Source organism: Desulfobacula sp. (assembly GCF_030145145.1).
In the GTDB taxonomy this organism is placed as follows: domain Bacteria; phylum Desulfobacterota; class Desulfobacteria; order Desulfobacterales; family Desulfobacteraceae; genus Desulfobacula.
Genome location: NZ_JAQYWD010000036.1, coordinates 36,522 through 55,667, shown reverse-complemented (window position 1 = coordinate 55,667; position 19,146 = coordinate 36,522). Strand labels below are relative to the sequence as shown.

Sequence of the window (19,146 nt, the reverse complement as noted above, 5' to 3'; positions counted from 1 at the left end):
AAATCTTCGGAGATAAGAATATGATAACAGCAGAACAAAAACCATTAAAAGAAATCATAGAATATATTTCACCCTATAACCGGATTCTTCTGGTGGGTTGCAATGAATGTGTGACCGTATGTGCAGCCGGTGGTAGAAAAGAGGTTGGACTTCTGGCATCAGCCCTGCACCTTAATTGTTTAAAGCAGGGCAAGACCATTGAGATCAAGGAACTTACCCTTGAAAGACAATGCGATCCTGAATATGTAGAAGAACTCGTGTCTGAAATCGGCCGGGTGGATGCCATTGTTTCCATGGCCTGCGGATGCGGTGTCCAGAGCGTTGCGGCCCGGTACAAGGAAACCCCTGTGTTCCCTGCCGTCAATACAAAATTCATGGGGGCATCGGTGGCCCAGGGAATCTGGGAAGAGAGATGCAAGGGATGCGGCGACTGCATGCTGGGAATCACCGGCGGTATCTGTCCTGTGGCAAGATGTTCCAAGCATCTGCTTAACGGGCCTTGCGGCGGAACGTCCTATGGTATGTGTGAGATTTCCCCGGATGTTGAGTGTGCCTGGTGTTTGATCTGGGAAAGATTAAAGGCCCTGGGAATGGAAAAACGGTATGAAGAAATTATGGAAGCAAAAGACTGGAGACCGGCAGGTGGCGGCGGACCCAGAAAAATAATCAGAGAGGATTTGTCATTATGAAAACTGAAAGCAGACTGGAAAAAGTATTGGCATCAGGCGCCCTTGCGGTGACCTCTGAGGTTGGTCCTCCCCGCGGTGCACTTCCTGAAAAAGTACGGCAAAAGGCCACACTGATAAAAGATCATGTGGATGGTATCAATGTAACCGACAACCAGACCGCCATGGTAAGAATGTCCAGCTGGGCAGCGGGTGTGATTATCAAACAGATGGGACTGGATCCTATTTTGCAGATGGTCACACGGGATAGAAATCGCCTGGCCATGCAAAGCGATATTATCGGGGCTTATTCCATGGGAATCAATACCATGATGTGCCTGTCGGGCGATCATGTAAAATTCGGTGATCATGCCAATGCCAATGGGGTGTTTGATATAGATTCCGTTCAATTGGTCCAGACGGTTCGAAGAATGCGGGATGAAGGCAAATTCCAGGGGGGTGCAGACATTGATACCCCGCCGAAAATGTTTATCGGGGCTGCCGCCAATCCGTTTGCCGATCCGTTTGAACTCAGGGTCATGCGGCTGGCCAAAAAGATCAAGGCGGGTGCGGATTTTATCCAGACCCAGTGCATTTTCAATCTGGATAAGTTTGAAAAATATATGGAAATGATGTGTGACAGAGGTCTTGATCAGCAGGTGCATCTCCTGGCCGGGATCACCCCCATGAAATCCGTCGGTATGGCCAGATACATGAAAAACAAGGTGCCGGGCATGGATGTGCCGGATGATGTAATCAAACGGATGGCTGGGGTCTCTAAAGAAGAACAGCCCGAGGAAGGCATCAGAATCGCCATTGAATCCATTCAAAGATTAAAAGAAGTCAAAGGGGTACACGGATTTCATATTATGGCCATTGAATGGGAAGAAAAGGTCCCCCAGATTGTAGAAAAAGCAGGATTATTCCCGCGACCTGTGCTATAGGAATATAAAAATCCTTAAGACAATAAAAAGGAGTTAACCAATGAGTGAAAAAAAACTTATTTTAGTCGTAGATGATGATCCTGATTTGGTGGAAGCGGTTTCCATGAAATTAGAAGCCTCTGAGTACAGAGTTGCCAAAGCGTATGATGGTGAAGAAGCCATGGAAAAAATAGCAGAAGAGAAACCTGATCTGGTTATTCTTGATGTCATGATGCCCCGGAAAAACGGATGGGAAGTCTGTGAGGAGATTAAAAAAAGCGAGGCATTGAAAGATATTTCTGTTGTTCTCTTGACTGCGGTAGCTGATTCCGTGAAAACAACCAGTTATACCCATCATGATGGCAAAACAACCCTGGCAGATGATTATATTCCCAAACCCATTGATCTGGATAAGTTGATGGAAATTGTTGGGGATCATTGCGAGTAATCGTTTGAAGCTGTAATATTTTCGTTGAATTGAGACACTATTTTGGCGGGAGAGGTTTCCTTAATCTTTCCCGCCATTTTGATTCTTTTATGGTAAGGTTTTCGGATGATGGACCAGATTAAAATAAATGGGATTCGCCTGAATAAAAATTTTATTCAGATCACCCAGGGGGAATTTGATGTCCGGGATCAAACCGGCTACCCTCTGTATCAGACCATGGAAACCCATCGTCTGAACATGGTGTTTATGGTTTTGAACACCGTGGGCAGCCTGCCGTTTGTTTCAGGGTCTATTCCGTCTAAACATTTCAAAAAGATGCCCCGTCAGGCGGGGGACTGGACAAGTCACCCGAATGTCTGCACCGTGTCGATCTATCCCCACCATTACCGGTTGCAATTACTGGGGGGGCTCCTGTCATTTCTGGGCGGGCAGAAAATGTCATTTCAGCACATGGTGTCATCCAACGCAATGATCACATTTGTGGTGGATCAACACCATTGTGATGGGTTTGTAGAGATGATCTCATCCAATTTTGATCTGCCGGAATCCCACGTCCCGTTTGAACAGGAAGAAAATGATGAGCTGACACAGTTTTTGAAGAAAAAGTATCCGGAAACCCGGGCAACCTATGTTGAAGAGAAAATAAAGACCTATGGGGTGACCTTGGTGTCGGATTTGACGCTGGAAATGTATCCGTTATCATTTGATCAGGCGGTGGCGTTTGGTAAGCACCTTCAATCCCTGGAAGACAAAGCAGATACATTTTCCCATGTATCCGCCCATATGATGTATCCAGAGCAGATCCACCTGTTTCTGGTGACGGCAAAATCACCGGGTATGCCTGCCCGGCAGGCCTGCCCTGTTGAACTGCTCAGTTTCCACGGCCCTCATTTTGGGGACCGGCACAGTATTATCAGCCGGGCATTGAATTGTCTTGTCCAGAAATCCATTCCTGTTTTACAGACAGGGTGCACCGGTGCCAGTATCAGTATGGTGCTGCCCCGGGGGAAGGGGGCTGCAGCGAAACAGGCATTAATGGATGTGTTTGAAGGCCCATGATGCTGTAAACATAGCGGGTGTGGCAACAGCAGGATAATGAATGGCTGAAAGCGTGAATGGTGTGAGACGATGAAAAAAGAAGAGAACATGTCTGCAGAAGAAAAATACTGGCGTATGAGGGTTTTTGATTCCCTGCCATATCCCAGCGTTATCATTTCCCCGGATAAAACCCTGATGGGGGCCAATAAAACTTTTTATGAAGCGTTTAACCTTTCCTTTAAAGAGATTTTCGGGAAAAAATGTTATCATACGTTCCTGTATAAAAATACACCGTGTGACTCAGACCAGTGCACCATTTCAAAAGTCATCAGAGATAAAAAAAGCCACAGCTTTACCTTAAGACACCATTATCGATGGGAGAAGCGGGTGTTTTCGCCCATTTTGGATGAAAACGGGGACGTGGCCCATGTGATGGGGAGCATGCTGGATATCACCCAGACCAAATCCCTTGAAAATCAATTGCACGGCGTACAGGAATTTATCAGTCAGGTGATCCATTCGTCGGCCAGTGCTATTGTTGCTGCAGACCGTCAGGGCAATATCAATTTAATGAATTCGGTGGCCAAAGAGTTGTTTGGGGATTATAACGGCGGGGAAGGTAAAATCAGGCATACCGCCCAATTGTATCCACCGGGCAAAGCCCAGGAAGTCATGAGAATGCTTCGGGATGAAAAAGTCGGGGGCAAGGGAAAACTCCTGATTCCCAGGACCACCATCGTTAATTCCCATGGAAAGGAAATTGAAGTCGAGATGTCCGCTGCCATTATCTATGATGAAAAAGGCAATGAATCGGCTACAATGGCCATCTATAATGATTTGAAAGATAAAATCAAGGTGGAAAAAGAACTGGAAATGGCCCAGAAACAGCTTGCCCAGTCTGAAAAAATGGCATCCCTGGGTCAGCTGGCGGCGGGTGTAGCCCATGAAATTAATAATCCGTTGACGGGGGTGTTGTTTTATGCCAGTCTTCTGTTGGAGCGAAAGGATATTGATGAGGACATGCGGGAGGATCTGGGGTATATCCTTGAAGATGCCAACCGGTGCAAGTCAATTGTTAAAAGTCTCCTGGTATACAGCCGCAGTGCCGGTACCCAGAAAAATCTTGTTCAACTCAACGATATCGTTGAACAGAGCCTGACCTTGATCCGGGATCAAAAAAAGTTCAGGAATATTATCATTAAAAAAGAACTTTCCGATGAAATGATGCTCATTCAGGCCGATACCAGTAAGCTCAACCAGATGGTGATTAATCTGGTGATCAATGCCGCAGATGCCATGGACGGCGTCGGGACCATTACATTGACCACCTATAAAGAGAAGATGCTCAAACAGATTTATCTGGAAATTAAAGATACGGGAACCGGTATCCCCCCTGGAAATTTATCTAAAATTTTTGATCCTTTTTTTACAACAAAAGAAGTGGGAAAAAGTACCGGACTGGGACTGAGCATCGTTTACGGCATTGTTGAGGAGCACGGGGCAAAAATATCTGTGAAAAAAACCGGTTCCAAAGGGACAACATTTGTTGTTGAGTTTCCCATGTATGTGGCATCTCAAATCAATCCGTCTCTGTGTCAACCCTGAACCGATGAACAATGATATAAACAAAAAATGAAGTATAGGAACAATGACGAATCCATCCTTAGAGTCAATTAAAAATAGTGTGAAAGATATATTTTTTCAACCACGGGTTCTTGTCGTGGATGATGAAGTGCGTATTCAAAAGGCCTGTAAACGATTACTGACAGAAGAAGGCTGTGATGTTGAAGTGGCTGAAAACGGTATCAACGGGTTGAAAATGCTTGAAGAGAAACATTTTGATATTATTTTGCTGGATTTAATGATGCCCGGAATGTCCGGCCTGGATGTCCTGACAGATGTTAAAGCCCATCATCCCGACACCGTGGTGATTGTCGTGACCGGGTATGCCACCCTTGAACACTCCATCGAAACCATGAAAAAAGGGGCGTTTGATTTTTTATCAAAACCGTTTTCTCCGGAAGAGTTACGCCTGGTTATCGGCAAAGCCATTGAATTTTTACGGACACTTCAGGATATTGCAACGGAAAAATCCCGAATGCGGGTGATGATCAACACTTTGAGCGATGGCGTTTTAACCACCGACAACCAGAAACGGATTGCGCTGGCAAATCCCGCATTCTTAAAAGCCATTGGTTGCAGAAACACGTCGGTTCTCGGGCACCATGTATCGGAATTTATAACGGATCCCCGTTTGCTGGACATGATAGACCAGGCCATTAACCAGCCCGAATCCACCTTTGCAGAAATTACCGATGAGATCACCATGCCGTTTTCAAAAGAATCGGAAGGGGATGTCATCATTGGTGTCAGATGTCTTCCGTTTCGGGATCGCCTTAACCGGAACCTGGGATCCATTACGCTTCTCCACGATATCACGGCATTAAAAAAAGTGGATCAACTCAAATCGGATTTTGTTTCCATGGTGGCCCATGAAATCAAGAGTCCATTGAATTCGGTGTTAATGCAGTTAAATGTCATTTTAGACGGCCTGGCCGGGGACCTGACGGAAAAACAAAAAGAGTTGCTGCAACGCAGTTCGGATCGAATCAAATCCTTAACCACGCTTTCAACCGAACTTCTGGATCTGTCCAAGATCGAATCCGGATTGATCAACCAGGATAGAGAAGACCTGGACCTGGTTAAATTGATAGCCGATCAGGTGGCCGGCTACCAGGAAAAAGCCGGGTCAAAATCCATTGATTTGATCATGAAAGAAACCCTTACGGAAATTCGGATGATGGGAAACCGGACAAACATAGAAGAAGTGGTGTCCAATTTGATATCCAATGCCATCCGGTATACCCCGGAAGATGGCCAAATTACGGTCTGGGCATGTGAAAAGACCGATTGTGCCGTCATTAACGTGTTAGATACCGGTCTTGGAATTCCGGCAAAGGATGTGGACCATATTTTTGATCGGTTTTTCCGGGTGAAGAACGAAAAAACACGGTATATCAACGGGACAGGTTTGGGACTGGCCATTGTAAAAAGCATTGTCGAAGCGCATCATGGTAGTATTGAGGTGGAAAGTGAAGTCGATCAAGGCACTTGCTTTTCTGTTTATTTTCCCAGATCCGCCTATAAGATTTGAATCCGGAAAAACAGCGTAAATCCATCCATATTGTGTTTTATATGAAAATGCGACATCAGATCCCCCGGCGGTCCGGGGCCGATCCGATCGCCCGTCGGGGAACGATGTTATCTTGTTTCAGGTCAGAGGTCATAAACAAATGAGGTGGGTAAAACATCTGATGCCGGGTATCCTCGGATGCCCGCCATACACATGCCCGGATAGGCCAGAAACAGGGACAATCCGGCAATGGACAGAAGGATAAACACAAAGCCGATAGGCTGCGGTTTGCTCATATCAAATCTCCGGAAAATACCTCGTCTGATGTTTTTAGGGCCCTGGTGCCCTTGGTTGTTGTCGTATGTTTGTTCATGCCCTTCCACAATGGAATATGACCTATTTGCTGCAGATGGTCCCATAAACGGTTTTGACCTGTTGGGAAGGCGCCCTGTCCAGGTATAAGGCCATCATTTTTTTACAGCGATGATATGCTCTTGCGGCTTCAGTGTGTTGACCGAGTTTGCCATGGCACACCATCAGGCGGCAATAGAGCGTTTCTGCCAATTCGTCTTTATCGAGACCCCCCTGATAACACGCAATAGCCTTGTTCCATTGGCCCCTGGCCTCCCAGTGCTGCCCCAATCTCCATACCAAATCTAAAAATCGGCGTTTAAACTTCTCCCTTTGGGAAATAAAACAACCTGCCCAGGACTCATCGTGTAAAAAATGGCCCTGATATAGATCCAGAGCCCGTTGGGCAAGGCGAATTGTCTCGTTAGACCTGGCATCGTCCGATTTGATTTTTAAAAGCCTGTCCACTTGATGATAAACCTGTTCAAAGGCCCAGGTATCTATCCAGCAATAGTGCGGGGCAAGCGTGACCCGGTGCTCCACCAGCAAAATGGACCTGTGTGAGAAGTAAATGCAGCTTGGAAAAAGTTAGATGATAATGACGAATCATCCGGCGGGCTTTTACCAACTGGGATTCCGCCTCGACATGCCGTTTGGACGCGTATAATACCAGGGCATGTAAAATGTAGCAGTCAGATGTGCTAACCGGCATACCCAATTTTTTTGTCAGATCGAGAGTTGTTTCTACATTTATGGCAGCTTTTCTGAGTTCTCCGGTTATCAGTGCCATTCTCGCTTTCTGGAAATAGTAACAGATTTTATCGAAGGAATTGAAAAAACCAACAGACGAATTCATCTCTTGGATATATTTTTGAGCTGTTTTAATCTTATTGACGTTCAGCAGATCAGAGATGAAATACATTGATAAAGCGCCATTATATAGTTTAATGCCGCTTTCCCGTGCCAGTTCAAGTCCTTCTGTTACGGCTTGGCGGCACCTGATATGCTTTCCTGTTATCATATAAAAATAAGCTGCCATCACTTTAGCCACCAGGCGCAAAAAAGGTGTTTCAAAAGGAAAGTCAAGCAGTTGCCTTGCTTCTATCAATGTCTTTTCCGCTTTTTTAATATCTGAAGTGTGCAGCAGATAATGAATCATCTGTAAAAGTAATATATGGGCTGTAATATTGATTGTCAGAGAGTCACTGGGGGGAAGGAGCGCCCGTTCAGACCATTTTTCCAGATCAGGATGTTGAGGCTGCCGGTAAATGATAGCCTTCAGCATCCGGCTGGCCACTTGTGCCTGAATCTCCTGATTGGGAAGCGTTTGGTAAATATCAATCAATGCATCAAAATTTAAGATCAGGTTATCAAGGTGACGGAGATCTTCTGCCTGGCCCTCTATGGCATCGACGATACCCGCCCATGACATCAAGATACCGACAGGATCATTGTGTGTTCTGACTAACTTAATGAAATAGGGGATATTTTATATGTCTGAACCGTTACATTGATTTTGAAAATATGGAAGATTGAGGGTAGAAAATCGACAAAGATTATTTTGAAGTGATATGTTTTCTTGCTGAACCCTATCATACAAATACTCCGGTATGCGATGATTGAGCAAATTGAACTGAATTTAAGTGTCTATATCCGAATCTGTAGTTGTCCCTTGAAAAGAGAGTCGAAGCGACCATAAGAAAACGAGTGTTCGAGCATGATCAATTGACGGTTGAATGTGAAAAACTGGGTGCGGTAAAAATCAAAGGGTTTGTTCTCAATGAAATACACGAAAATAAAATGTACGAATGGGCTCGATTATGTCAGGGGGTCACTTGTGTTGACAAGCAATTGATCAGGAAGATTCCAGCTGTTTAATCGATGGAACCTGTTGTTTAATCAAGACCGGCGCTATATCAATCCCCAATCCCCCTGAGTTTTTATGGCTATCCCTGATATCAGGCTGATCAGACAGATGACAAGCACGACGTAATCTTTTGGCTTTAATGTTAATTCAGACAAAACCGTCCACTCATTTTTATATCCAAACCCCCTGTTTAACAGCCCCATTGTTAATTGATCCGCCATAACAATTGAATTGATGATCAAAGGAATCATAATTGAGATGCGGACTTTAAAATGCCTGAGCCACCCGCCGCTGTTCATATCGATTCCCCGGGCGCGTTGTGCCATGATGATAAGGTCTCTTTTTTTGTCCAGTTCCGGAACAAAGCGAATGGCTGTTGTGATGATAAAAGACAGGGAATGCGGCAGCTTCAGCTTGATAAAGAGATTGATAAAATCATCCAGGGCCGTGGAGTCAAGAACAATAACTGTCAGGACTACCATAGTCACCAATCGAAATAAAAAGGTCACCCCCAGCATCAATCCGCCCCTGGTCAGGTTCAATTTTGTCCAGGCGGTGAACAGGATGGTCCTGTTTTCTTCGTGTACCATTCCGTCACTGCCTGTAAATCCTGTAAAGATGATGATCAGGATAAATATCGGGAGCAGGGGTAAGCGTTTTGAAAATAAGCGCGACAAGGACATGCCCATCATGAGGCTTGTGGATATGACAACCAGTCCCATGGTTAAATGGCAAACCGGGTGGTTGAATAAAAAAGACCAGAGTGTAAATTGAATGAATACAGCAAGCTTGGTTCTGATATCCAACGATGAAACAAGATTCGGTTGCGTGTCAAAAGGAGGATTCATTGATGAGCAGTCCTGCATTTTTCAGCGGTTGTTTTTCCAGAAAAGCCTGTTCTGTGTTTTCATCCAGAATGATTTTTCCATGGGTGAGCACAACCAGGCGGCGGGCATAGGTTTTAACCAGTTCCATGTCATGACTGATGAGAACAATTGCCGTTCCATGGGAATGCAGTTTCTCAATAATATTCATGATTTTCTGCCTGCCGCTTGAATCAAGTCCTGTGGTGGGTTCATCAACCACGAGTATTTTCGGCTTCAGTGCAACGATTGAAGCAACTGCTATCATTTGCCTGAGCCCCTTACCCAAAGTAAATAGGTGATGTTTTCGCACCGCGCTTAACCCAATATATTCAATGGTTTCATCCACCCTTGTTTTTATCTGGTACCTGGAAAACCCTCTGTTTGACAATCCAAACGCGATCTCTTTTTCAACAGAGGGTTCAAAAATTTGATGATCCGGGTTCTGGAAAACAAACCCGACTGAGTGTGACAATTCTTTCGACGTCAGTGTTTTTACCTGTTTTCCATCAAGCAGAATTGAACCGGATGTGCAGTCAATCAGGCCGTTCAGATGTTATACCAGACTGGTTTTTCCCGCACCATTGTGACCCACCAGTGCCAGAAAATCATTGGGATAAATGCTCAGATGGATATCCGTTAAAACCGGTTCAGACGGGGTATAGGAAAAATTAAGGTCCCTTACCTGCAGGATGGGCTGTCTCATGTCATTGTCTTGGTGTGAATTTTCATCAAATCCCGGCTGTTTCGGATACATGGGAAAAACAGGACGGCTGAAAAAAGAGTTTTGGGAGGACATCTCTTCTGGTTTGCCTTGCCATTTCATGCACCCGTCATTGAGAAGAATGACGGTATCAATCATGTGAATGATATCGTCGATTTTTTGTTCAACAATCACCATGCTCAAACCTGTTTTCATACCCATTCAGACCGACCAGGGAAAGGGATTTGTTTGTCCGGTTGCGCCAATGAAAATTCGATATCCTTGAGCGCAAAAGTGTCTGCGGTTTTATATCGAAATGAAACATGACTTAGTTCAATGGCCTGAACCATTTGACGGCCTTTTCGGTTAGATGAGCCTTCCGGCATGGACCCCTTTATAGGCTACAACCGCCACCACAACGTTGATGAGTGATCCTGCAACCAAAAACGGCATAACGCCCAGAGCAGCTCCCATTCCGCCCACAAAGACCAGTGTGAATGCCGAAACAACGCCATTCAGCAAGACCGCAATCACAGTGCCCGGTATCATGCCGAATTTATGGGTCACCCAGCGAAACGCCACTGCCCACAGACCCATTTGTACCGCAATAAAAATATGCAGGGGAAGACCCAATGGGAAGCCCACGATACCCGACGTTAAAAGGTGCCCGATAAAGATTACACTGACCCCTTCAACATATCCGAAGGCCAGGGCACAAAAGTATCCCGGCGCAGCATCCAGGCCAATGGTTCCCGCTGGACTGGGGATTTTTATCATGGCGCCAACTGCACTGAGTGCAATAAAGATGGCAATATAAGCAACTCTTTTAACCGAGAGTATGTTGGGTTTTAAATCTCCTGCGTGTTCCTGTTCCATTATCGTTTCCTCCAAGAATTTTCCATTGATACATTCATTGATGTTAAATGAAAATACCCACCTCAGATAAAGGCAGATTTTCAAAGCAGGTGATGTCCTGCGCTATACGACAGGTAAAAATAATGCAGGTTGATGGCCCCCCTGATTTGTTCAAATCGACCAGGGGAGTGCTCGTGGCTTTAAATATACAGTGTACACTTTGCGCCAGTTGATTGGCTTCAACTTGTATGCCTTTTGATCCCACCGGCAAAATGTCATGGATATCTGTCCGGTTTAAAAGTAAATTGATATGGCCGGCAGTTACAACTTCCAATGCACCTGCATCCAGAACTTCCTGTCCGACTTTTGGCAGGCCCAGACAATAAACGCGATCCCCTGGCTGTGATAAGGCAATACCTGATCAAGGTCTTTCTCCCCGACTGCGCCACACGAATCACAGGCCACAATCAGGCAAAGATCATTCTCCAGCAAGCAGACTTCAACATCTCGACCCTTATATCCCATGCCCTTGTCCATTACGGTTTAACATTAAAAAAAAAGCTCACAGCTATTTTCCTCAGCAGAAAAATAACCATGAGCTTTACCATCGTTCATGATGCCATTGCGATATCATACAGGCAGGCTTCCTGACTTAGCTTCAACAAACGCGTACGCCTTCCCGTTAACCAGTGGCATAATGTACCGTTCTCAGCTTACAGTGGCGGGACCGTTCGGGATTTTAACCTGATTTCCTTTTCCCCGTTATTCCGGGCACCTGTATCGCATGCAGTCAAACATTTTTATACAAAATTGTATATTTCCAGGCACAAAATTTACTAGGATACGGCTTGAATGTCAATATGGTTTTACACCCTTTGTTTACATCCGGCACAGAGGATATGGACACTTGCTTAAAAAAAGATTATGAATCCTTCACACCCATGATCCGGTTCAGGCTGCCGGAACTCAGGGGAACACAGATAAGGAAACGTTAAAATGAAGAAAAATAGCATCACTCAAAAAATAATCGTACAGGGTATCCTGTTTTTGCTTTTTTCCTTATCCAGCACTGTTTGTTTTCCAGACACCCCATCAAACGATCCACTGCGCATTGGAATTATTGGCGACCAGACCGGTACCGATAATATTGAAGCCGCCTATTCTGCCCTTGAAAAAGGCGTTGATATCTTATCAAAACAACATATTGAGATGGCACTGCATTTCGGCGACATCGGAGAAAGCCGGGAACCGGAGAAAACCTATGTCCATTTCACTATGACCAATCTGAAGCAGCACTGGATGGGATCCGGGATTATAACCGGCGTATCCTGTAAGCAAATTTATGTTTACCGGTTTTGAAGATTTCATGGGAATGCTTGGGTGTGGTACCTATGGTATACCCCTGGTTTTTGATCTTTTTTATCATCAACGTCAGATCTGCCGCTTTAATTTCCTGAACCGCTTCGTTCAGGGTTATTTCACGATCCCGTTCATTGCTGTCAACCACGGGAAGTGACATCAGTCTTTTCTTTAAAATATCTTCCGTGGAAAAACCAAGGCCAAAGAGGACGGTCCGGGCAGAATTAAATCCCTGCTCAGAAAAATTACAGAGCAACTGAATGGCATCTTCATTGTCGAGAAGCATGGGCTTTAACAGGAAATTTTTTTTTGTGAATTTTGACAGGGAAAAAATGATCGCACGAATCAATTTGTGCCGGGTGGCAACCTCTTCTTCGTTAACGTTTACAGCAGTGCCGATATCGACAAGCACGTCCATTGCCTCCGGCCCCAGTTGATAAATCTCCCGGGCGCCTGAATGAGCGGTTTCCGGGTCTTTTTTTACATCCATTGAGTGGATGATGTTTTTGATTTTCTTGTGCATAACCGTCCTTGATGGGCAAATAAACTTTTACATATTCAACAATATTTAACTTGATCCGATCAAAATTAACGTGTTCACATAAATTGTCAAGATAAACTTTATTTGGCCGTAAAAATTAATCGGAACCGGATTGCCATCTGTGAGATATTCGTCCTTTTACTTTTTTTACTTTTATATTATTTAATTCTTAATGGGGGTGAATATACCCGTATGGATATCAGCACAACAGGCCGGTTTGTTTCGCGGGCAGTTTCAGCCGTCCGGCCGGAAAAACATAGAATCGGATATTTTTTTTAAAAGGAGCTTTTGTGAATCATATTAACGGCACTTTCAAAAGCGTACGGGACAGCAACATTTATTACCAGGCCTGGCTCCCCGAGGGGAAGATAAAGGCCGTATTGTTTCTTATTCACGGTCTGGGCGAGTACTGCGGGCGTTACACAAACGTGGTCAACTACTTTTTACCGCTGGGATATGCCGTATACGGTCTGGACCACATTGGCCACGGCCGGTCGGACGGGGAGCCGGAAGTCATTGAGCGTTTCAGGGATTACACGGACACCCTGGCCCTGTATTACGATATGGTCAAGGGCTGGCAGCCGGACACACCTGTTTTCATATACGGCCACAGCATGGGCGGGTTGATATCCTGTTATTACCTTTTGGACCATCCTGGGGATTTCAAGGGTGCCATTTTATCGGCGCCGGCCATCAAAGCCAGTGACAAGATTTCATCTGTGACCATCCTCATGGGCAGAATCCTCTCCTGGATCGCGCCCAGGACCGGCGTGATGGGGATGGATGCATCCGGTGTTTCCCGCGACCCGAAAGTGGTCGAGGCCTATGTCAACGACGACCTGGTCTTCCATGGTAAAACCCCGGCAAGGCTGGCAGTGGAATTGCTGAAGGCCATGGGCCGCGTCACAACAGAGACCCATAAACTCATGCTGCCGTTTATTGTCGTGCAGGGGGATGAAGACAAACTCGTCGACCCGGGGGGCGCGCAGATGCTTTATGACAATGCCGGTTCCAAAGACAAGACCCTTAAACGCTACAGGGGATGGTATCACGAAGTCCACAACGAGCCCGAGCGCGCCACAATGTTCAAGGATGTGGAAACCTGGCTTGCAGCACACCTCTGAACCGTCGGCACTTTTCCCGGCATCCTTGGTAGCCTGGCGCTGACTGTCATCAAAATATGCCGGCACGGTAATGACGGCATCGGTTATGGTTTCACCAAGGGATTCCTCTACGGATTTGCGAATTTCCGCCAGGATATGAGAGGATACCTCTGCCGGGTTGTATTGTTTTCCCCTTCTATGATTCAGGGCAACTCATACGCTAAAAGAGGAACCAATAATAAACGGCTCTGATAAACCAATATTGGGGACTTAGGACCGCAGATGAAATAACACTTGGATAAAAGAATCATAAGTTTTATTATTACAAATTATTTTTTTTTAAAGAAACAAAGCAAACTGTGTGGAATTGTCTGCAATATAACTCAGATCAATGAGGTTATTTTATGGAAAATCATATCCTTTTGACAGGACTGTTCGTATTTTTTGCCAGGATCTGTGATGTTTCTATTGGAACTATTCGTACCATAATGACAGTACAGGGGAGAACGGTTATTTCATTTGTTCTTGCGCTTTTTGAGATAACCATATGGGTATTGGTGGCAAGTACTGTCCTCAATCAGGTCAAGGAAAAACCGATTCTTGTCGTGTTTTATGCATTTGGATATGCAACCGGAAATGTCGTCGGTATTCTTGTTGAGAGAAAAATGGCCTTCGGTATCATAATTTTAAAGCTCTTGACAAGAACTGCAGGTCAGGAAATGGCCGATATTTTGAGGAAAAAAGGGCAAGCCGTAACGGTTTTCACCGGAAAAGGAATGAGAGGTCCGGTCAGCGAGCTGTATATCGCTTGCCGAAGACGTGATTTGAAATGGATTCTGCCAGAGGTTAAAAAACTGGATGAACAGGTTTTTTATATTCTTGAACAGGCGCGTGATATCAGCAGGATTTTAAAACCTGTATCTACACCCTTGGGGGGATGGAGAAGCGTGTTCAAAAGAAAATGAATACATGCGAGTGTAACTTAAGAGGAGAAAAAGTGTTGATACCCGAGACAACAACGTATAAACAGCTGATTCGAAAATTTGTTGAATATAATGCAGTTGCTGCATCCGGTATTATCGAAAGCCTTGAAAACAAAGAGGCTGCAAAGGTCCTTGAAGGATTGTCTTCTGATCTTGCAATCCGTGTAATCCGGAATTTACAGATAAATTTTTTGGCCACTTTACTGGAAAATGTCTCTGATGATTTTTTGCAGAAGGTTATCCCCAAAATAGCTCCCCAATTGCTGACAGCGATATTCATGAATGTGTCGGCTGAATCCCGTACTCGGTTTAAACAGCATATTAATGCCGCTATCGAAACACAAATAAGGGACCTTTTGGAATACCCGGAGGGGAGTGTTGGAAGAGTTGTATCAACAGATTTTTTATCCTTTGATAAATCCTTGACAGCAAAAGAAACCATCAGCAAAATCCGATCCCTGTCCAAAAAACGCCTGCCAGTCTCCTATGGCTATGTCGTCGATGACCAAAAGAGTCTTATCGGGGTATTGAACATGCGGGACTTAATGCTGGCAGACGCTAAAGACACTCTGGAATCCATCATGCGCAAGGACGTGTTCTCCCTTCACTGTTTTACTGATATCAAAGATGCTGCGAACGAATTGGCAAAAAGGAAATACTTTGCCGCACCGGTCGTCGATTCTGAAAATTGTATGATTGGGATTATTAAAGCGGAAAGTTTGTTGAAAGGTGTTCAGGAAGGGTCGTCACGGGACATCCAGAAAATGTTTGGATCTGGCATGGGAACCCTTACCTTGGCGTTGTCATCGGGCTGGGTATGTTTTTTAACTTGATTTTTGCAGGATTGTCTGGAGCGGCAATCCCGCTTGTCATGAAAAAAATAGGAATAGATCCGGCTCAGAGTTCAAGCATTATACTGACAACAGTCACCGATATCCTGGGGTTTTTTGCCTTTCTTGGATTTGCAGTTCTGTTCCAGGCGCGTTTGATTTAATATGAAAAAAATATATTTTTTAAGGATATGAAAAAAGATGTTTGAATTTGATTACTGGAAACTTCTGGCAGGATTAGGGATTTTTCTTTTTGGAATGCATCTCCTGGAGGCCTCTGTCAAAGACCTCAGTGGAAAAGCATTCAGAAGAATTATACGCGATTATACGAATACAAGGCTGAAGGCGATTGCAAACGGGACCTTTGTCACTGCATTGCTACAGAGCAGCTCGGCTGTATCTTTAATGGTACTGGCTTTTGTCGGTGCCGGCATCATGAATATGGAAAATGCCATCGGTGTTATTTTGGGATCCAATATCGGCACCACTCTGACAGCCTGGATTGTTGCCACTCTGGGTTTCAAAATTAAAATTGAAACCTTTGCTCTTCCATTTATAGGCGTTGCTGCCATCGGCATCATATTGTTCAAACCCGGGACTCGACTTTATCATATCACCCGTTTAGTGATCGGTTTCGGGTTTCTATTTCTCGGACTTGACTATATGAAAACAAGTGTGGAAAGTTTTTCTGAACATATAAATCCTGATCAATTTCAAAATCTCGCTCTCTGGATGTATTTGATTATAGGAACGATAATAACGGCACTTATGCAGGCCAGTGCAGCAACAATAGCCATAACGCTAGCGGCCTTGAACAGCCAGTTGATGTCTTTTGAAATGGCCGCTGCCATGGTTATCGGTGCCAATATAGGTACAACAGTTACGGTACTTTTAGGGGCCATTGGTGGAGCACCTGCCAAAAAAAGGGTCGCAGCAAGCCATCTGCTCTTTAACCTCGTGACCGGACTTGTAGCGTTTGTGGGACTGCCGGTTATGGTAATGATCGTGAAAATTTTCATTGATGTTACAACTAACGGTCCTGTCGGCCTGGCATTGTTCCACACGATTTTCAATATCACGGGTGTGCTGCTTTTTCTGCCGCTTGTTCATTACTTGACACAGTATCTTGTCCGGCTTTTCCCGGAGCAGAAGACGGATTTAACTGTCCATATTGTCAACACACCTGTAGAAGAGGTAGAGACTGCTGTGGTTGCACTTAAAAACGAGATCATCCATTTGCTGCAGGAGGTCCAGCTTTACACGATGAAATCACTGCAGATCGATAAACGGCTTGTCTTTGAAGATCTCCTGCCATTCGAAAAGAGACTCAAAAAAAAACGATTGTCAGTTGACGACCTTTATGGATTCATCAAGAGCCTCCACACGGCTATCATCGCATATTATTCAAGGATACAGTCACATATTCTGGACCCTGCCATGGCCCAGGATCTGGAAAGTGCCATTATGGCCTCCAGGAACGTCATGAATGCCGCAAAAAATTTTAAGGGAATCCGGTCGGACTTGGATGAATTTGATTCTTCGGATTCAATCTTTCTTAACCGCCAGTACGCTCGATTCAGAAAACGGTTGATCACTCTGTACCATGAGATTAACAATATTCTGCTGCTACCGGACATGGAGCTACAGAAAGAGGGCCTTTTAAAAGCCTTTCATCAGGTGGAACGATCGGATAATGATTTCATAAAAAGCACAGTGCAGGAGTCCTCGAGCGGCACCCGTGAACAACTGGACCTGTCTACGCTTTTTCTGGTGAACCGTCTTTTTACTCAGGCCTGCCGGATGCTGCTTTTCAGTGTGAAGGATCTGAAACTGTCAGAGGAACAATCCCGTAATTTTGATAAAGCCATCGAACCCTGATATTGATAGTCGCTAATTTTATATTGTTTTATTTATATAGAGTATTGACCTTAATATTTTAGATAAAGTTAATCCATAAGAAGGAATAAAAAGCATGGTGATTTCAGAATTGCTGACATGGCGAACCATACTGGACATACTGGTCATAGCAGCCGGCATGTTTTTTTTGTATCGCACCCTTATCCGATTGGGGACATGGAAAATCGTTTCCGGTATATTGGTTGCCGCTTTCTTCTTTATTGTTGCCAGTTTGTTGGATTTAAAAGGCGTTGAGTGGATTTACAAGAATGTCAGCCAAGTCGCTGTTCTCAGTCTTGTTGTATTGTTCCATCCGGAGCTGAGAAAATTTTTTGAAAGAGCTGCCTCAATCAGGCGGGCAAATGGTGGACGGTACGATGAACAATTTGCCAGATTGATGGCTGAAAGTGCATGGCGGCTTTCCCGGAACGGTATCGGTGCAATTGTGGTCATCCCGGGTCGGGAAAGGTTAGAGGAATGGATCAAGGGGGGATTCCCTTTAAATGCGCACCCTAGTATGCCGCTTATCTTGAGTATTTTTGATCCCAATTCACCGGGTCATGACGGGGCATTAATCGTACAAAAAGGTACTTTTGAATCTTTTGGTGTTCGGTTACCTATCTCCCAGAGCGGAAAACTTTCAGACGATTATGGGACACGTCATCAGGCGGGCATGGGGCTCAGTGAAAAAACGGATGCGCTGATTTTGGTCGTATCTGAAGAACGTAGGCAGGTGTCAATTTTTCATAAAGGATCAATGTTTCCAATGCAAGAGGAGAATCAGATATTTGAAAGGGTTCTTTCCTACTGCCGGATTCCAGGTTTTTTCCAACAGAGTACGCCAAAAAAGCAGATACGAAAGACGTTTGGTTTAGAACTGTTAGGAAGCCTGGCCGTAGCTGTTTCTCTCTGGATAACCATCATCGCGGGGCAGGGGGAACGGCTTGAAAAAGTGATTACAGTTCCTGTTGAATATACAGCGACGTCTGAGGATGTAGTGATGACTGGCGAAAAGGCAAAAGAGGCAAGGCTCCACCTTGCTGGCACAAAATCTGATCTTGACGCCATCTCCGCGTCAGCAATGAGTGTCAAGATCAATCTTGCCAAAGCTGTCATTGGAAAACAGACGTTTCTCATTAGTGAAGAAAATATCCGGCTTCCCAGAGGTGTCAAACTCGTAGACGTAGATCCGTCAAGTGTGGAAATCAGGATCTCGAAACTTACCGAAGTAGAACTCACGTTAAAACCGCAACTGATAAGTGCTCCTCCTGCGGGTTTCAAATTGGTTTCAGTCAGTACAAAACCGGAAAAAATATCCGTTTTTATACCGTCAGGAACAGACAATGCAGCCGTTAAAAGCTTGACAACCACACCTATCTATCTGGATGGTATACGGGAAAACACAACTTTGTTCTGCAAGATCATTTCTCCACCTTCAATCCAGCCGGTCGACAAGCGCTGGCCTGACATTGAGGTGTTTTTAACGATTCAACCGGATTCAAAATAGAAAATACCGGGTTCTCCTTGAATCGTAAATTTTATATATAGTACTCTAACTTAGGCATTTTTTGGCATAATTTGTGCTTTT

Annotated in this window: 23 protein-coding genes, 1 pseudogene and 1 riboswitch; of the genes and pseudogenes, 13 read left to right on the top strand and 11 right to left on the bottom strand. The window is 44.8% G+C overall.

Annotation, left to right across the window (positions count from 1 at the left end; all coding sequences use genetic code 11):
- The first annotated feature begins 20 nt into the window (after positions 1–20).
- From Q1Q15_RS19135 to Q1Q15_RS19110, 6 genes are all read left to right on the top strand, one after another.
- Complete coding sequence (locus Q1Q15_RS19135; protein WP_300463620.1) at positions 21–689, top strand: methylenetetrahydrofolate reductase C-terminal domain-containing protein; 669 nt, start codon at positions 21–23, stop codon at positions 687–689.
- Positions 686–1,609, top strand: a complete 924-nt coding sequence (locus Q1Q15_RS19130) for a methylenetetrahydrofolate reductase (protein ID WP_300463617.1) — start codon at positions 686–688, stop codon at positions 1,607–1,609. Before Q1Q15_RS19135 ends, Q1Q15_RS19130 begins: the two co-directional genes overlap by 4 nt.
- Positions 1,610–1,649: 40 nt before the next feature.
- The gene (locus tag Q1Q15_RS19125) at positions 1,650–2,036 is read left to right on the top strand and encodes a response regulator (protein ID WP_300463614.1); all 387 of its coding nucleotides are present in this window, start codon (positions 1,650–1,652) and stop codon (positions 2,034–2,036) included.
- A 105-nt stretch (positions 2,037–2,141) separates the two neighbouring features.
- Positions 2,142–3,095, top strand: coding sequence for a hypothetical protein (locus tag Q1Q15_RS19120; protein ID WP_300463612.1), 954 nt, complete (start codon positions 2,142–2,144; stop codon positions 3,093–3,095).
- A gap of 69 nt (positions 3,096–3,164) precedes the next feature.
- A complete protein-coding gene (locus tag Q1Q15_RS19115; protein ID WP_300463609.1) occupies positions 3,165–4,679 on the top strand; it encodes an ATP-binding protein in 1,515 nt (504 codons plus the stop codon).
- 43 nt (positions 4,680–4,722) lie between these two features.
- Positions 4,723–6,228 carry a response regulator gene (locus Q1Q15_RS19110; RefSeq protein WP_300463607.1) on the top strand — a complete coding sequence of 502 codons (1,506 nt, stop codon included), beginning with the start codon at positions 4,723–4,725 and terminating at the stop codon, positions 6,226–6,228.
- Positions 6,229–6,350: 122 nt separating this feature from the next.
- Here the strand turns inward: Q1Q15_RS19110 and Q1Q15_RS19105 are convergent, their stop codons facing one another.
- The 9 genes from Q1Q15_RS19105 to Q1Q15_RS19065 all read right to left on the bottom strand — a co-directional run bounded on the left by Q1Q15_RS19105 (position 6,351) and on the right by Q1Q15_RS19065 (position 11,371).
- The gene (locus tag Q1Q15_RS19105; protein WP_300463605.1) at positions 6,351–6,503 is read right to left on the bottom strand and encodes a hypothetical protein; all 153 of its coding nucleotides are present in this window, start codon (positions 6,501–6,503) and stop codon (positions 6,351–6,353) included.
- A gap of 100 nt (positions 6,504–6,603) precedes the next feature.
- Positions 6,604–7,101, bottom strand: a complete 498-nt coding sequence (locus tag Q1Q15_RS19100) for a bacterial transcriptional activator domain-containing protein (RefSeq protein ID WP_300463604.1) — start codon at positions 7,099–7,101, stop codon at positions 6,604–6,606.
- Complete coding sequence (locus Q1Q15_RS19095; RefSeq protein WP_300463602.1) at positions 7,043–7,990, bottom strand: hypothetical protein; 948 nt, start codon at positions 7,988–7,990, stop codon at positions 7,043–7,045. Before Q1Q15_RS19095 ends, Q1Q15_RS19100 begins: the two co-directional genes overlap by 59 nt.
- A gap of 479 nt (positions 7,991–8,469) precedes the next feature.
- Positions 8,470–9,273 carry an energy-coupling factor transporter transmembrane component T gene (locus Q1Q15_RS19090; RefSeq protein WP_300463599.1) on the bottom strand — a complete coding sequence of 268 codons (804 nt, stop codon included), beginning with the start codon at positions 9,271–9,273 and terminating at the stop codon, positions 8,470–8,472.
- Positions 9,257–9,829 carry an ABC transporter ATP-binding protein gene (locus Q1Q15_RS19085; RefSeq protein WP_300463645.1) on the bottom strand — a complete coding sequence of 191 codons (573 nt, stop codon included), beginning with the start codon at positions 9,827–9,829 and terminating at the stop codon, positions 9,257–9,259. The genes Q1Q15_RS19090 and Q1Q15_RS19085 overlap by 17 nt, the downstream gene beginning before the upstream one ends.
- Before the next feature lie 15 nt (positions 9,830–9,844).
- Positions 9,845–10,213 (bottom strand): hypothetical protein, encoded by a 369-nt coding sequence (locus tag Q1Q15_RS19080; RefSeq protein WP_300463596.1) that lies wholly within the window; start codon positions 10,211–10,213, stop codon positions 9,845–9,847.
- A gap of 144 nt (positions 10,214–10,357) precedes the next feature.
- A complete protein-coding gene (locus Q1Q15_RS19075; protein WP_300463593.1) occupies positions 10,358–10,867 on the bottom strand; it encodes an ECF transporter S component in 510 nt (169 codons plus the stop codon).
- Between the two features lie 43 nt (positions 10,868–10,910).
- On the bottom strand, positions 10,911–11,180 hold the full coding sequence (locus tag Q1Q15_RS19070) for a hypothetical protein (protein ID WP_300463590.1): 270 nt from the start codon (positions 11,178–11,180) through the stop codon (positions 10,911–10,913).
- Entirely contained in the window at positions 11,168–11,371 is a 204-nt protein-coding gene (locus Q1Q15_RS19065) for a hypothetical protein (protein WP_300463587.1), read from the bottom strand. The genes Q1Q15_RS19070 and Q1Q15_RS19065 overlap by 13 nt, the downstream gene beginning before the upstream one ends.
- A gap of 94 nt (positions 11,372–11,465) precedes the next feature.
- A riboswitch (cobalamin riboswitch) is annotated at positions 11,466–11,640 on the bottom strand.
- 202 nt (positions 11,641–11,842) lie between these two features.
- On the opposite strand from Q1Q15_RS19065, the gene Q1Q15_RS19060 reads away from it, so the two are divergent.
- Positions 11,843–12,205, top strand: coding sequence for a hypothetical protein (locus Q1Q15_RS19060; RefSeq protein WP_300463585.1), 363 nt, complete (start codon positions 11,843–11,845; stop codon positions 12,203–12,205).
- Here Q1Q15_RS19060 and Q1Q15_RS19055 read toward each other — a convergent pair.
- On the bottom strand, positions 12,159–12,728 hold the full coding sequence (locus Q1Q15_RS19055; RefSeq protein ID WP_300463582.1) for a hypothetical protein: 570 nt from the start codon (positions 12,726–12,728) through the stop codon (positions 12,159–12,161). The two genes, Q1Q15_RS19060 and Q1Q15_RS19055, sit on opposite strands and share 47 nt — an antisense overlap.
- Before the next feature lie 308 nt (positions 12,729–13,036).
- Here Q1Q15_RS19055 and Q1Q15_RS19050 point away from each other — a divergent pair, with 308 nt between their 5' ends.
- On the top strand, positions 13,037–13,870 hold the full coding sequence (locus Q1Q15_RS19050; RefSeq protein ID WP_300463580.1) for an alpha/beta hydrolase: 834 nt from the start codon (positions 13,037–13,039) through the stop codon (positions 13,868–13,870).
- Positions 13,871–13,882: 12 nt separating this feature from the next.
- Here Q1Q15_RS19050 and Q1Q15_RS19045 read toward each other — a convergent pair.
- Positions 13,883–14,044, bottom strand: a pseudogene (locus Q1Q15_RS19045) (Hsp70 family protein); the annotation flags it as partial.
- 209 nt (positions 14,045–14,253) lie between these two features.
- On the opposite strand from Q1Q15_RS19045, the gene Q1Q15_RS19040 reads away from it, so the two are divergent.
- The 5 genes from Q1Q15_RS19040 (at position 14,254) to Q1Q15_RS19025 (ending at position 19,065) form a co-directional block, all read left to right on the top strand.
- On the top strand, positions 14,254–14,814 hold the full coding sequence (locus Q1Q15_RS19040; protein WP_300463577.1) for a DUF5698 domain-containing protein: 561 nt from the start codon (positions 14,254–14,256) through the stop codon (positions 14,812–14,814).
- Between the two features lie 35 nt (positions 14,815–14,849).
- Positions 14,850–15,665, top strand: coding sequence for a CBS domain-containing protein (locus Q1Q15_RS19035; protein ID WP_300463575.1), 816 nt, complete (start codon positions 14,850–14,852; stop codon positions 15,663–15,665).
- The gene (locus Q1Q15_RS25550; protein ID WP_363321018.1) at positions 15,650–15,826 is read left to right on the top strand and encodes a magnesium transporter; all 177 of its coding nucleotides are present in this window, start codon (positions 15,650–15,652) and stop codon (positions 15,824–15,826) included. Before Q1Q15_RS19035 ends, Q1Q15_RS25550 begins: the two co-directional genes overlap by 16 nt.
- Positions 15,827–15,863: 37 nt before the next feature.
- Complete coding sequence (locus Q1Q15_RS19030; RefSeq protein ID WP_300463572.1) at positions 15,864–17,540, top strand: Na/Pi symporter; 1,677 nt, start codon at positions 15,864–15,866, stop codon at positions 17,538–17,540.
- 94 nt (positions 17,541–17,634) lie between these two features.
- The gene (locus Q1Q15_RS19025) at positions 17,635–19,065 is read left to right on the top strand and encodes a diadenylate cyclase (protein ID WP_300463569.1); all 1,431 of its coding nucleotides are present in this window, start codon (positions 17,635–17,637) and stop codon (positions 19,063–19,065) included.
- Positions 19,066–19,146: the final 81 nt, after the last annotated feature.

Coding starts and splice junctions, on each gene's coding strand:
- Q1Q15_RS19105 (WP_300463605.1), bottom strand. CDS start 6,503: ATGAGCAAACCGCAGCCTATCGGCTTTGTGTTTATCCTTCTGTCCATT.
- Q1Q15_RS19055 (WP_300463582.1), bottom strand. CDS start 12,728: ATGCACAAGAAAATCAAAAACATCATCCACTCAATGGATGTAAAAAAA.
- Q1Q15_RS19025 (WP_300463569.1), top strand. CDS start 17,635: ATGGTGATTTCAGAATTGCTGACATGGCGAACCATACTGGACATACTG.
- Q1Q15_RS19135 (WP_300463620.1), top strand. CDS start 21: ATGATAACAGCAGAACAAAAACCATTAAAAGAAATCATAGAATATATT.
- Q1Q15_RS19130 (WP_300463617.1), top strand. CDS start 686: ATGAAAACTGAAAGCAGACTGGAAAAAGTATTGGCATCAGGCGCCCTT.
- Q1Q15_RS19030 (WP_300463572.1), top strand. CDS start 15,864: ATGTTTGAATTTGATTACTGGAAACTTCTGGCAGGATTAGGGATTTTT.
- Q1Q15_RS19040 (WP_300463577.1), top strand. CDS start 14,254: ATGGAAAATCATATCCTTTTGACAGGACTGTTCGTATTTTTTGCCAGG.
- Q1Q15_RS19120 (WP_300463612.1), top strand. CDS start 2,142: ATGATGGACCAGATTAAAATAAATGGGATTCGCCTGAATAAAAATTTT.
- Q1Q15_RS19110 (WP_300463607.1), top strand. CDS start 4,723: ATGACGAATCCATCCTTAGAGTCAATTAAAAATAGTGTGAAAGATATA.
- Q1Q15_RS19115 (WP_300463609.1), top strand. CDS start 3,165: ATGAAAAAAGAAGAGAACATGTCTGCAGAAGAAAAATACTGGCGTATG.
- Q1Q15_RS25550 (WP_363321018.1), top strand. CDS start 15,650: ATGTTTTTTAACTTGATTTTTGCAGGATTGTCTGGAGCGGCAATCCCG.
- Q1Q15_RS19095 (WP_300463602.1), bottom strand. CDS start 7,990: ATGTCATGGGCGGGTATCGTCGATGCCATAGAGGGCCAGGCAGAAGAT.
- Q1Q15_RS19090 (WP_300463599.1), bottom strand. CDS start 9,273: ATGAATCCTCCTTTTGACACGCAACCGAATCTTGTTTCATCGTTGGAT.
- Q1Q15_RS19125 (WP_300463614.1), top strand. CDS start 1,650: ATGAGTGAAAAAAAACTTATTTTAGTCGTAGATGATGATCCTGATTTG.
- Q1Q15_RS19075 (WP_300463593.1), bottom strand. CDS start 10,867: ATGGAACAGGAACACGCAGGAGATTTAAAACCCAACATACTCTCGGTT.
- Q1Q15_RS19080 (WP_300463596.1), bottom strand. CDS start 10,213: ATGGGTATGAAAACAGGTTTGAGCATGGTGATTGTTGAACAAAAAATC.
- Q1Q15_RS19065 (WP_300463587.1), bottom strand. CDS start 11,371: ATGGGATATAAGGGTCGAGATGTTGAAGTCTGCTTGCTGGAGAATGAT.
- Q1Q15_RS19060 (WP_300463585.1), top strand. CDS start 11,843: ATGAAGAAAAATAGCATCACTCAAAAAATAATCGTACAGGGTATCCTG.